This window comes from Bradyrhizobium sp. HKCCYLR20261 (assembly GCF_051168435.1).
GTDB lineage: Bacteria > Pseudomonadota > Alphaproteobacteria > Rhizobiales > Xanthobacteraceae > Bradyrhizobium.
On record NZ_JBNPUZ010000010.1, the window covers coordinates 195587 to 208015 of the forward strand.

Annotated in this window: 10 protein-coding genes; 2 read left to right on the plus strand and 8 right to left on the minus strand. The window is 63.6% G+C overall.

The window, feature by feature from the left end:
• Nucleotides 1-20 precede the first annotated feature (20 nt).
• From ACQR1L_RS23170 to ACQR1L_RS23180, 3 genes are all read right to left on the minus strand, one after another.
• Nucleotides 21-1253 (minus strand): branched-chain amino acid ABC transporter substrate-binding protein, encoded by a 1233-nt coding sequence (locus ACQR1L_RS23170; RefSeq protein WP_434860234.1) that lies wholly within the window; start codon nt 1251-1253, stop codon nt 21-23.
• A gap of 232 nt (nt 1254-1485) precedes the next feature.
• Nucleotides 1486-2757, minus strand: a complete 1272-nt coding sequence (locus ACQR1L_RS23175) for a serine hydrolase domain-containing protein (protein WP_434860235.1) — start codon at nt 2755-2757, stop codon at nt 1486-1488.
• 102 nt (nt 2758-2859) lie between these two features.
• The gene (locus ACQR1L_RS23180) at nt 2860-4080 is read right to left on the minus strand and encodes an ABC transporter substrate-binding protein (protein ID WP_434860236.1); all 1221 of its coding nucleotides are present in this window, start codon (nt 4078-4080) and stop codon (nt 2860-2862) included.
• Between the two features lie 266 nt (nt 4081-4346).
• Here ACQR1L_RS23180 and ACQR1L_RS23185 point away from each other — a divergent pair, with 266 nt between their 5' ends.
• Both ACQR1L_RS23185 and ACQR1L_RS23190 read left to right on the plus strand, forming a co-directional pair.
• Complete coding sequence (locus tag ACQR1L_RS23185) at nt 4347-5039, plus strand: TetR/AcrR family transcriptional regulator (RefSeq protein ID WP_434860237.1); 693 nt, start codon at nt 4347-4349, stop codon at nt 5037-5039.
• Between the two features lie 46 nt (nt 5040-5085).
• Nucleotides 5086-7134: an acetoacetate--CoA ligase gene (locus ACQR1L_RS23190; RefSeq protein ID WP_434860238.1), complete on the plus strand. Its 2049-nt coding sequence runs from the start codon at nt 5086-5088 to the stop codon at nt 7132-7134.
• 331 nt (nt 7135-7465) lie between these two features.
• Here ACQR1L_RS23190 and ACQR1L_RS23195 read toward each other — a convergent pair whose 3' ends face one another.
• The 5 genes from ACQR1L_RS23195 to ACQR1L_RS23215 all read right to left on the minus strand — a co-directional run.
• Nucleotides 7466-9196 (minus strand): chemotaxis protein, encoded by a 1731-nt coding sequence (locus ACQR1L_RS23195; RefSeq protein ID WP_434860246.1) that lies wholly within the window; start codon nt 9194-9196, stop codon nt 7466-7468.
• 7 nt (nt 9197-9203) lie between these two features.
• Nucleotides 9204-10298, minus strand: coding sequence for a protein-glutamate methylesterase/protein-glutamine glutaminase (locus ACQR1L_RS23200; RefSeq protein WP_434860247.1), 1095 nt, complete (start codon nt 10296-10298; stop codon nt 9204-9206).
• Nucleotides 10299-10315: 17 nt separating this feature from the next.
• On the minus strand, nt 10316-11137 hold the full coding sequence (locus ACQR1L_RS23205) for a CheR family methyltransferase (protein ID WP_434860239.1): 822 nt from the start codon (nt 11135-11137) through the stop codon (nt 10316-10318).
• A gap of 32 nt (nt 11138-11169) precedes the next feature.
• A complete protein-coding gene (locus ACQR1L_RS23210) occupies nt 11170-11667 on the minus strand; it encodes a chemotaxis protein CheW (protein ID WP_434860240.1) in 498 nt (165 codons plus the stop codon).
• A gap of 63 nt (nt 11668-11730) precedes the next feature.
• The coding region (locus ACQR1L_RS23215; protein WP_434860241.1) for a methyl-accepting chemotaxis protein at nt 11731-12429 on the minus strand (699 nt) is incomplete at its 5' end.

Below are 12429 nucleotides of genomic sequence, written 5' to 3' on the forward strand. Positions count from 1 at the left end.
CGGGAGGCCTGCGCGGATGGTTACGGCCGCGTCATCTTGCAGGTCGTCGACACCATGGCCTGGGGCGTGTCGACCTTGGTGACCAGATGCCATCCCCAGCCGGTGTTCTCCTCGTCGAACGGCTCGTTTGCCGCGAGCTTGCCGAAGGACGAGACGTAGATCGGCTGGAAGAACTGATGGTCATCCTTGCGCATGATCCCGGTGCCGCCGTCCAGAACCTCAAACTTCAGATCCTCGAGCGCCGCGGCGACCTTGACCGGATCGACGGAGTTGGCCTTCTCGGCCGCCGCCTTGAACATGCGCATCTCGTTGACCGCGCGCGGATACCACAGCGACAAATTGACCTTGGCGCGGAATGCCTTCTCGTAGTCCATCGCCGCCTGATTGCCGGAGTTGGCGAAGCCTTCCGTGAGCTGGAACACCTGATGATCCAGGCCAGTCTGCTTGATCGCGGTCGGACCGCCAGCGCCGCCGGCGTAATACGTGTACCAGTTGACCTTCAGGCCGGCGTCAGCCGCGGCCTTGAGCAGCAGCGCGATGTCCTGGCCCCAATTTCCGGTGATGACGCTGTCGGCGCCGGACGCCTTGATCTTGGCAATGTAGGGCGAGAAGTCCGTGATCTTCAGCAGCGGATGCAGTTCATCACCGACGATCTGGACGTCGGCGCGCTTCGCGGCCAGCATCTTGCGCGCGTCACTGCGGACCGACTGGCCGAACGAATAGTCCTGGTTGATCAGATACACCTTCTTGATGGACGGGATGTCCTTCATGTAGTTGGTGAGCGCCTCCATCTTGATGTCGGAGCTCGCGTCCCAGCGGAAATGCCAGTAGCTGCACTTCTCGTTGGTCATGCTCGGATCGACGGCGGCATAGTTGAAATACAACACTTCCTTGCCGGGATTGCGGGTGTTGTGCTTGGTGACGAAGTCCTCCAGCGCGAGCCCGACCGACGATCCGTTGCCCTGCGTGATATAGCGAACGCTGGCGTCGATCGCCTTCTGAGCCTGGACCAGACTCTCCTGCGGATTGGTCTTGTTGTCGAACGGTACGATCTCGACCTTGCGGCCGAGAATGCCGCCCTTGGCGTTGAGCTCGTCGGCCAGATATTGGAACGTCTTCAGGCCACCCTCGCCGACGCTGGCGCCGCCGCCGGACAGCGGATCGATGTAGCCGATCTTGATGCTGTCCTCGGCCTGTGCGGCATGGCCGAGCATGGGAGCGATCAGGGCAATGGCCAAAGTTAACTTGCGCATATTTGTTTCCTCACTGGCTGTCGACTTCAGTCGATCGATCGATGCGCATGATCGCGCAATTTGAGAAGGCACTGAGCAGAATAACGGCCGGAACACAAGCTCAAGGATGGAGAGAAGGCATGTTGCAGTTCCGACATGCACGGCAGCAGCGCTTCGCTGCTCGAACGTTTCATCGCGCGGAATGTACGCGGCTATGGCCAGCCTCCTCCCCGACAGGACGCGCGCGGCAAGGTCATGTCGTCTGTTCCGCCATGTCGGACAGCGCCGCATAAGTTCCACTTTGAAAGATCGGCAGAGCACGGCGGCCCGCAGCGCCGCGCCCGGTCGCAATCGTGGCCCCTATTCCGGCCGAGACCGGCACCTGATGCTGGATCAGATAGATCATGATAAGGTCGTTGACGGGATCGGCCTGCCACCACGTGCCGAAGATGCCCGGCCAGGTCATCGATCCCGACGCGCCGCAGGCATAGGGATTGCCGACCGACGTCTCCACGATCGCAAGTCCGAGCCCAAACCCGCACGTCTGCCACAGCGGCATGCCGGCGAAAGGGACCTGCCGCTGCGACGGCGTCAGACGGTTGGTCCGCATCAGGTCGACGGTTTCACGCCGCAGCAGCCTGACGCCGTTCAGCTCCCCTCCTCCGAGCAGCATACGCGCGAACCGATGATAATCGGGCGCGGACGAGATCAAGCCGCCGCCACCAGGCGTGTAGGCGGGCGGCGCGTCATACATCACCGGCTCGAGCTTCGCGAGCCGTCCTGCCGCCTCTTCATAGCTGTAAAGGCTCGCGAGACGATCGCGCTTGTCGTGCGGCAACCAGAAATCGGTATCGGCCAGGCCGAGAGGGGTGAAGATTCGCTCTCGCAACACCTCCCGGAACGGCTTGCCTTCCACCCGACCGAGCAGGAAGCCGAGCACGTCGGTCGAATGACCGTAATGGAAACGGTCGCCGGGCTGATACGCGAGCGGCAGCCTGCCAAGCGCGGCGAGCCATTCGTCCGGCGTCGACCGGTTCATGGCGGGATCGCCAAGCGCACACTCGTAGGCGGGTTTGAGCGGGCTGTCCGAAAAGAACGCGTAGGCGATTCCGGAGCGATGCGTCAGCAGATCCTCGATCGTGATCGCGCGGTCGGCGGGCACGGTGTCGTCGAGCGGGCCAGCGGGGTTGCGCAGCACCCTGACATCGGCGAGCTCCGGAACCCAGCGCGAGATCGGATCCGCCAATCCGATCCTGCCCTCCTCGACCAGCATCATCGTCGCTACCGACGTGATCGGCTTGGTCATCGACGCGATCCGGAACAGCGTGTCCGGGCGCATCGGGCTCTTGGTTTCGACATCGCGCCAGCCGATGGTCTCGGCGTGAACGACCTCGCCGCCCCGCGACGTCAGCGACACGATACCTGCGAGCTCGCCGCGATGGACGAACTCGGCAAGCGCTGGACCGATCGCAGCGAGCGCCGCGGGGTCGAAGCCCCGGCGGCGGCGAACGGCTTCACTGGTCATACGCGGCGCTCCGATGGCGGAAGTTCTGTGGGCAGACGTCGGCGCAGGACGGCCGGCGGCACGGCTCGCAACCGGCGCAATGCCGAGGCGAGACGAGATGACCTAGTCCGCCTTGAAGTCGTCGGTCAGGATCGGCCCCGAGATGACCCAGCGCTGGCCGTCGAATTTCATTATCTGAAATTGCTTGTTGATGCGGTAGTCATCGGACGTCGTCGTGATCGACATCCCCGGCAGCCCCAGATCCGGCACGAAGCCCTTGATGTTGGTCGCCTGCTTCATGATGTTGGCCCGCGTCAGCTCGTCGCCGCACTGCTTGAGGATTTGGACGAGCAGCGCCGCGGTCGAGTAGCCATAGGTCGCGTAACCGCTGTTGGCGTCCTCGCCCGGCGCGTACTTCGCCATGAACGCCTTGTAGCGCTTCATCCCCTCGTCTTCGGCCCATTGCGGGTCCAGCGGATCCTTCCCATAGGCGACGGAGATGATGTCCTTGGCGTTTTCCGGGCCGGCAGGGACCAGCACTTGACCGACCCCCGTCGCATTGACCTCGAGGATGTGCACCGGCTTCCAGCCGAGCTCGGCGGCTTTCCTGATCGATTGCGCTGCGAATTTCGGCGTCGACATGTTGTAGAACAGGTCGGCACCCGACGCCTTCAGCGTCACCAGCTGCGAGTCGACGGTCGGGTCGGACACCTCGTAGGAGAGCTCCTTGACGATCATGCCGGCCTTGGCGCCGAGCCCGTCCTTCAGCCCCTTGACGTAATCTTTGCCCAGATCGTCGTTCTGATAGAGGATGCCGATCTTGGCATTCGGAAAGTTCTCGAGAATGTATTTTGCGTAGATGTGCGCTTCCGACTGGTAGTTCGGGTTGGCGGAGATGGTCCACGGGAAATTCTTGGGATCGGTGAAGCGGGACGCGCCGCTTCCGGCCAGCAGCTGCGGCACGCCCTTGCTGTTGAGATATTTCTGCACAGCGGCATTCGGCGGCGTGCCGATGATCTGGAACGTGGTGAGCACCTCGTCGCTTTCGACCAGCTTGCGCACCTGCTCGACCGTCTTCGGCGGGCTGTAGGCGTCGTCATATTGAATCAGGCTGATCTTGCGTCCGTTGACGCCGCCCTGCTCGTTGACCATCCGGATATAGGCCGCTTCCGCCCTGCCGATCGCGCCGAAGGTGGACGCCGGCCCGCTCGTCGGATTGGTCTGACCGATCTTGATCTCGCTATCGGTGGCGCCGACGTCGTATTTCTTTTGTGCGAGCGCCGGGGCTGAAAGGGCCGCGCCGAGCATCAGCAGGGCGGCCGCCGTGGACTTGATCCGTGTCATGTGTCCTCCCGAGTGCGGCCGATCGATCGCCAGCCTTCGTTGATGACGTCAGCGCACCGAGGGCCGCAGCTCGGGCTGCTCACCTGCTCGGAGATCACGTCCGTCACGCTTACAGACCTACCGTCCGGCCAACGTCCGGTCAAGTTCATTCATTTAGCACTAAATGAAATTGTTGGAACGCCGAAGTCCCGCTTGACCGGGAGCGCCCGTCCCCGCATCGTCGAGACAGCAATGGCGCCGCGCGCCGATCAGGGATCAGGGAGAGCATGGCAGCACAGCCGAAGCCCGAGGGGCGCCGCACGCGCGCGGAACAGCGCGCGACGACGGTGAAGCTCATCCTCGACACCAGCGAGGAGCTGTTCGCGCAGCTCGGTTATTACGGCGTGACGATCAAGGACGTCGCCGACAGGATGGGCATCCATCCCGCGCTGATCCATTATTACTTTGATGGCAAGAGGGCGTTGTTCGATGCCGTGTTCGAGCGCCGCATGGAATACGCGGTCACGGTGCGCACGGCCGGCTTGGATGCCTACGAGGCCAAGGTCGGAGATCGCCCGACCGTGGAAGGCGCGCTGCGCGCCTATTATGACGGTGCGTTCGACGTCTACGTCAACGAAGAGGACAACTGGCGGCACTTCGGCCGCATTTTCGCGCAGGTCGCCAACGCGCCGGGCTATGGCGTGGAGATGTTGGACGCCTATCTCGATCCGATGGTGCTGCGTCTCATCGGGCTGCTGCAGAAGGCGTTGCCCGACGCCGCGCCCGAGGACCTGTTCTGGAGCTTTCAGTTCACCTCCGGCGCCTATTCGCTGATCCTGTCACGGACCGGCCGCATCGACCGCCTGTCCGGCGGTCTGTGCAAGTCCGACGATTTCGTGGCCGTCCGCGAGCGGTTTGTGACCTTCATGGCCGGAGGCTTCAACGCGCTCTACAAGCGGCGCAAGCAGAAGTCGAAATGAGCGCTGCTCGGCGTCTCCGTACGATGCAAACAAGCCGGAATGAATGATGACAGCTCCCTACGTCCCGCAAATGGCTCTCTATCGGCGATGGCTGAGGGACAATCGCGGCCTCCACTTCGAAAACTTCGAGGAGATGCGGCAATGGTCCATCCGCGATCTCGATGGCTTCTGGCGCAGCATCTGGGACTATTTCGACCTGCAGTCGCCGACCGCGTTTTCATCCGTGCTGGTCAAGCGCACGATGCCGGGAGCCGTCTGGTTCCCCGGTGCTTCGGTCAACTACGCACGGCAGGTGTTCCGTCACGTCGACCCCGCCGAGGCCGCGGGCCTGCCCGCGATCATCAGCAGTGACGAGGATGGGACGCTCAGGGAAACAACCTGGCGGGAGCTGCGGCGAAAGGCAGCCGCGCTGGCGCTACATCTCCGCGAGCAAGGCGTCGCGCCCGGCGACCGGGTCGCCGCCTATCTGCCCAATATCCCGGAAGCCATCATCGCGTTTCTGGCCTCCGCTAGCATCGGCGCGATCTGGAGCGTTTGCGCGCCCGACATGGCCGCGCCTGCCGTGACCGACCGGTTCAAGCAGATCGAACCCAAGGTGCTGATCGCCTGCGATGCCGTGACTTACGCGGGGCGCCGGCACGACCGGCGCGACGTCGTCCAGGAGCTGCGCCGGTCATTGCCGACGGTGAACCACGTCATCCTGCACAGTGACGATGCCAGGGCGCAAGCCGACGGGGACGTCCGTCTCGCGGAGATCCTGACAAGAACAGATCCGGCCATCGACGCCTTCGAGCCGGAATGGCTGCCCTTCGATCATCCGCTCTGGATCGTCTATTCGAGCGGCACCACCGGGCTGCCGAAGCCGATCGTGCATGGCCATGGCGGCATCATCATCGTCACGCTGGCCCTGCTCGGGCTGCACAACGACATCGGCTGCTCGTATCAGCCCAATTCGTTCGGCGAGCGCTATCACTGGTACAGCTCGACCGGCTGGATCATGTGGAATAACCAAGTCGGCGCGCTGCTCAACGGCACCACCTGCTGCATCTTCAACGGCAGTCCGGCGGGGCCGAAGGACAAGCCGGACTGGACCACGCTGTGGCGGTTCGTCGCGAACTCCCGCTCGACCTTCTTCGGCGCCGGCGCGGCGTTCTTCGCGAGCTGCGTCAAAGCGGACATCAACCTGGCGGACGCCGGCGATCTGTCGCATCTGCGCTGCCTCGGCTCCACCGGCTCGCCTCTCAGCGCCGATACGCAAGCCTGGTTCGACCAGCGCTTTGCAGCCCTCTCAAAGGTCAATGGCAGCCGGGCGCAAGCCGAGATGTGGTGGTCCAACATTTCCGGCGGCACCGACTTCGCCGGCGCCTTCATCTGTGGCCATCGCGAATTGCCGCAGGTACCAGGAACGATGCAATGCCGCGCGCTCGGCGCGGCCGTCGAGGCCTTCAACGACCAGGGCGAGCCCGTCATCGGCGAGGTCGGAGAACTCGTCTGCACCGAGCCGATGCCGTCGATGCCGCTGCGGTTCTGGAACGACGCCGGGAACGCGCGCTATCTCTCGAGCTATTTCGACACGTACAAAACCGGCGACGGCACGCCGGTCTGGCGGCACGGCGACTGGCTCAAGGTCGATGCAGATGGCTCCTGCATCATCTATGGCCGCAGCGACGCCACCATCAATCGCCATGGCCTGCGGATGGGAACGAGCGAATTGTACTCCGCGATCGAGGCGCTCCCGGAGATCCTGGATTCGCTGGTCGTCGATCTCGAATATCTCGGCCGCGACAGCTATATGCCGCTGTTCGTCGTGCTGCGCGACAACGTCGCGCTCGACGATGCCATGAAGCGGAAGATCAACATGGCGGTCGAAGCCAGCCTGTCACGACGCTTCGTGCCCGACGAAATCTTTGCGGTGGCGGAGATCCCGCGCACGCTGTCGGGCAAGAAGCAGGAGCTCCCGATCAAGAAGCTGCTGCTCGGCCAATCGCTGGACAAGGTCATCAACCGCGATGCGATGGCCAATCCTGGTTGCCTCGACTGGTACATCGCGTTCGCCAGCGCTCGCTTGCACGGCACTTCAGGCGAGGCGCTCTGATGAACAAACCCGGAAGAAATGTGGGGACCAGCAGCATGTCCTTGGAAGGCTTGGTGGGTGCCCTAGGGCTCGAACCTAGGACCCGCAGATCAAGAGGCGCATGATCTGCCAGTAAGATCGATGTCTGTTCCGACAAACGTACCCTCAACTCTGCATTGAATCACCAACAGACCTCAGGATCGTGTCATATTGAGTGATGATGCATAATCCAGCGCGAGCTTTCCGGCTACCGCCGCCTGACCAGCCCGGCTCTCGCCGCTGAATGCCGCGATCCGCCTGGGTGGCGACTTGGATCGTGCAACCGGAACGGTTCGACCTGCGCAACCCGGCGTCAGAACAGCAACACGCCATCGTCTGCTTCGACCTCATCGACGTCTTGCGAGGGCGCACTCGCAACGAGGCCGAAGCTGCTCAGGAACCTCCGGTGAACTTCGCGCTCCCGCTCCATCGTATAACGGCCAAGGGCATCGTCGAAGGCTGCCTGATCGCTCGCCGTAGGCAAGGCGCCTTGCGCGCTCGCACTGCTTGCGTTCAATTGCGCGGCAACACTGGACAATTCGGCCGTGCTCTCGTCGAGATGGGATATCAGCTGCCGAACCGATCCCATGAGCTCCTCGAATTCGGCGCCCTCGCGGATCAGGCGGTCGACTATCGTCCCGAGACGTGCATTTCCGGACTCGACCCCATTGATCGCATCGAGGATCGCCGGCTCCAGCCCGGCGAGTTGGGCAGGCTCGCCTTCGAGGCGAAGCGCCCGGAGCTCGAGCGCCAGGGTTTCGATGACTTCGAGGGCCGTCTTGAGCCGGCCGGCGCCAGCGGCAACCAAATCGGCCGTAGCCCTGAGTTCGTTTGCGATCACGACGAAAGCGCTACCTCTGCTACCAAGGTGACCCGCCTTGAGGCTCGCATTCATACCGATCAAGGTAATATCGAGGACTGCCTCGAGCAGAGCTGCAACGGCGACGCGAAAGCGGCCCAGCAGCTCTTCGACCATGAGGAGCGCGTCGTCGACCGACGTGCCCGCTCGTTCGCAGGTGGCAATGAGGGTCGAGGCCTGCGCCAGCACCTGTTTGGTACGGGCAAGAACGGATACGGCATCATCGCCCTGATCACCATAGAGCGACCTGCCTTGGCCGATCACGCCGGTCGCATCGCTCAGAATGCTCGACAGCGCGTGCAAGATCGCCGCGGTATCGTTCTGCAGCTCGCGCTTCGCATCATCCAGCTGCATCGATTGCAGACGGCACAGAAGGGTTGGCAGTGTCGCCAGGTCGTGGCGCGATTCCGGATCCGTAACTCCTCGTTCACGGCCGGCAAGTTCGAGTCCCCAACGGATGTGCTCCAGCCGTTGCCGCGTACTGTCTCCGGCCTGCAGCGAGACGATCGAACGAGCGACGGCCTGGGCGATCTTCTGCGTACTCCCGCCTGCCGACTCCGCAAGCTTAAGGCTGTTGCCCCGCCGCTCGTGCATGACGGAGTAAGCGGCGATCAGCTCTTCCCCGGTCGCGAGAAGCTGGGTGCGGTAGCGCTGGTCGAAATCACTCTGCCGATCGAGAGCGGCCTCGACCGCCTTTGCGAGCAGGTCTTGATCCCGCGCGCAGGCGTCGAGCAATTGCTTCACTGAGCCCGCGATCTCATGCGCCTGCCGCGTAAAGGCTAGGAAGTTGTCCCGGTCTCCCTCCAGCGATGCGGCCTCGATGCGCGCGCTCCGCGCGATGATCGAGATAGTTTGGACATGCTTGAACAGAGTCCTGAGTTGGCCCGCCGCTTCGGCCGCGCTTTGCCGGAGGCGGCCGAGCAGCGCCGTCTCAGCTGGCAACGCCTGCGCGAGACGATCGAGTCGGTTGGCGATGTCACGAACGGCACTCGACGCCTGCTCGATCTCGGTGCCCGACATTCCGCTGGCCAGCGCTGCCAGATCGTGATTCAGCTCCTGAAAGATCGCTTGTCCGCGGCCGAGCCGCTGTCCCGCCTGCAAGAAGGTTTCTTCGATGTACGACGACACGTCATCGATCGCGGCGAGGGACGTTCTGATCGCTTCCCGTGGGCAAGTTTCGGCCATCACGGACCTAATCCGCCAGGAGCGGCTGTCCCGCCTGAGACCAGAGCATGATCTCGCGCGGGATCTGGTTCAACGAGACCACTTTCTCGACGGCGCCGCGGGCGATCGCCTCCTTTGGCATACCGAACACGACGCAGCTTTCCTCATCCTGCGCCCGCGTTGCCGCGCCCAGCTTGCGCATCTCCAGAAGTCCCCGCGCCCCATCGTCACCCATGCCTGTCATGATGATGCCCAGTGCGTTACTGCCGGCATGTTGCGCGGCTGAGCGGAACAGCACGTCGGCCGATGGACGATGCCGCGACACCGGCGGACCGTCCTTGATCGCAATGACATAGCGGGCCCCCACGCGCTGCAGCAGCATGTGACGAGCACCAGGCGCGATATAGGCACACCCCTGTTGCACCGGCTCGCCATCTTCGGCCTCCTTGACCTGGATCCGGCAGATGCCGTTCAGCCGCCGCGCAAACGCGGCCGTGAAACCCGGCGGCATGTGCTGCACAATCAAGACGCCGGGGCAATTCGGCGGCAGCACCTCGAGCACCTCATTCAGCGCCTCTGTCCCTCCGGTCGAGACGCCGATGCAGACGATGCGTTCCGTCTTCCGATGCCCGCGTCCCTCGATGGGCGGCGGGATGATGGCATCCGCCGTCAGCCTCTTCTCGACGACGGTCTTTCGCTGCGGCCGCCATCGCACCTTCGCGCCGGCTGCCGACTTGACCGCATCGCGCAGCCGGGTCGAGCATTCGAGCAATGCCTGACGCGTGTCGATGCGCGGCTTGGGAATGATGTCGACCGCGCCGGCCTCGAATGCCTCGAACATCAGTTCCGAGCCTTCGTCGGTCAGCGACGAGCAGATGATGACGGGAATCGGATGCTGCGCCATGATCTTGCGAAGGAACGTGATGCCGTCCATGCGCGGCATGTTGATGTCGAGCAGGATCACGTCGGGCAATTGAGCCTCCAGGCGCCGCGCGGCCGCATACGGGTCGGAGGCCGTAGCCATGATCTCGATCTCGGGATCCTCTCCGAGGATCGCCGTCAGAATCTGGCGGACCGACGCCGAGTCGTCCACGATCAGCACGCGAACCTTCTGCCTTGCCATCGTGCCGCGTTCCGCTGCTAGACTTTGAAGATCGTCGGCTGCACCTGCTTCAAGCCGGGTACAACGCTGTAAATCATCGATTCGGAGTGTCCAACCATGAGATAGCCACCCGGCCGGAGGTGCGTGCACAGGCGCTCGATGACCTTCCGCTGCGTTTCGCGCTCGAAATAGATCAGCACGTTGCGGCAAAAGATCATGTCGACGTCGCGGTCGACCGGGTAGCTGGGCTCCATGAGATTCATGCGCATGAACCCGGTCAGGCGGCGCAGCTCGGGCACGACACGCACCTGATCGCTCTCGCGGTTTCGCGACATCATGAAGTAGCGCTTGATGAAATCCGGCGGCACCGGTGCCAGCACGTCGGTCGTATAGATCGCGGTCCTCGCTGCATGCAGCACGACGTTGGAGATGTCGGTGCCCAGGATCCGGAAGCCGAATCGCGATCCTCTCCGGTTCATGTCGTCGAGCACCATGGCGGCGGTGTACGCCTCCATGCCGGTGGAGCAGGCTGAGCTCCAGATCTTCAGATCGGCGCGACCGCGAGAATTCAGGAGCTCCGGAACGGCGACATCGCGCATGAAATCGAAATGTGACGGCTCTCGAAAGAAATCCGTCTTGTTGGTGGTCACGACATCGATGAGATGCGCGATCTCGTCCTCGAACTGGCCGTCATGAAACAGATTGTCGACATATTCGTTCAGACAGGAGTAGTTCAGCGCGCGAACACGCTTGTGCAGCCGCCCCTCGACCATCAGCCGCTTGGCCGCCGGCAGCTTGATTCCGACCTGTCCCTCGATCAGCTTTGAGATGGTTTTGAAATGACGCTCTGAAAGATGCAACGCACTCTCCGGCACAGCCGAGCTCCGGACGCTCAAGCCGCAGCAGCGGCGGCCGGCGCCGCCGCTGCGGACGGCATCCCCGAGGGCATTCCTTCGTGGGCCATCAGACGGATGAGATCGAAAATGATGACGAACTCTTCGCCTTTGCGTCCGATGCCCGCGATGTAGTCGGACTTCCAGCGTCCGCCGACATCGGGCACCGCTTCCATCGTGCGATCGTCGATATCGGTGACTTCATAGACGCAATCCGCGACAAACCCGACGCCGACGATGCGGTTCTCGAACGCCACATCGAGAATGATGATCCGCGTGGCATCGGTGGCGGGCGCGCTGGGCAAGTCGAGCTTCAGGCGCAGATCGACGATGGGATAGCCGCTGCCGCGCACGTCGATCATCCCGAGCAGGAATGCGGGCGCATGCGGCAGACGGCAGATCGGCCGCATGTCCAGGATCTCGCGGACGTTGCGAATGCTGATGCCGAATGTCTCGCCGTCGAGACCGAGCGTCAGATATTGCGTCGATTCGGCCATGTCGTTCTTTCCGAGCAGTAAGGGTTCGTCGTCCGGCGCGGCCGTCCCGCGGCCGCCCGCGTGTCACGCCCTGCGTTGAAATTCGGCGTCGTGGTGGTCTCCGCCATCGGCCAGATCGAAGGCGAAGCCGCCGGAGGCAGCCTTGACGGCGCGCGCCGGCTTGGCCGCGACCGCCTTTCTGCCGACCCGGTCCACGGCCGCCATCGTCGCGGCCTTGGCCTTGAGCTGGCTGACGGCCCGCTCGATCGGCGCCGGCGCGCTGCCATGCGCCCTGGCTCCGTCATCGATCCTGAAATAGGCGATGGTGGACTGCAGCTGCTCGGCCTGCGAGGCGAGTTCCTCCGAGGTCGAGGACACCTGCTCGGATGCACTCGCATTCTGCTGCCCGACCTTGTCGAGTTGCTGAATGGCCTGGTTGATCTGGGCCGACCCGATGTCCTGCTCGCGGCACGCGGCCGTGATCTCCACCACCAGCTCCGCCGTCTTCTTGATGTCAGGCACCAGCTTGGACAGCATCCCGCCGGCCTCGCGGGCGACCTTCACCGACTCAGAGGACAGCGTGCCGATCTCGGCTGCCGCCGCCTGGCTGCGCTCGGCGAGCTTGCGCACCTCGGAGGCGACCACCGCAAAGCCCTTGCCGTGCTCGCCGGCCCGCGCCGCCTCGACCGCCGCGTTCAGCGCCAGCAGGTCGGTCTGGCGGGCGATCTCCTGCACGATCGTGATCTTCTCGGCGATCGTCTGCATCGCCTCCACCGCGCGGCC

Excerpts from the sequence above, each read along its gene's own strand:
- ACQR1L_RS23170 (WP_434860234.1), bottom strand. The coding sequence starts at position 1,253 with ATGCGCAAGTTAACTTTGGCCATTGCCCTGATCGCTCCCATGCTCGGC.
- ACQR1L_RS23175 (WP_434860235.1), bottom strand. The coding sequence starts at position 2,757 with ATGACCAGTGAAGCCGTTCGCCGCCGCCGGGGCTTCGACCCCGCGGCG.
- ACQR1L_RS23180 (WP_434860236.1), bottom strand. The coding sequence starts at position 4,080 with ATGACACGGATCAAGTCCACGGCGGCCGCCCTGCTGATGCTCGGCGCG.
- ACQR1L_RS23185 (WP_434860237.1), top strand. The coding sequence starts at position 4,347 with ATGGCAGCACAGCCGAAGCCCGAGGGGCGCCGCACGCGCGCGGAACAG.
- ACQR1L_RS23190 (WP_434860238.1), top strand. The coding sequence starts at position 5,086 with ATGACAGCTCCCTACGTCCCGCAAATGGCTCTCTATCGGCGATGGCTG.
- ACQR1L_RS23195 (WP_434860246.1), bottom strand. The coding sequence starts at position 9,196 with ATGGCCGAAACTTGCCCACGGGAAGCGATCAGAACGTCCCTCGCCGCG.
- ACQR1L_RS23200 (WP_434860247.1), bottom strand. The coding sequence starts at position 10,298 with ATGGCAAGGCAGAAGGTTCGCGTGCTGATCGTGGACGACTCGGCGTCG.
- ACQR1L_RS23210 (WP_434860240.1), bottom strand. The coding sequence starts at position 11,667 with ATGGCCGAATCGACGCAATATCTGACGCTCGGTCTCGACGGCGAGACA.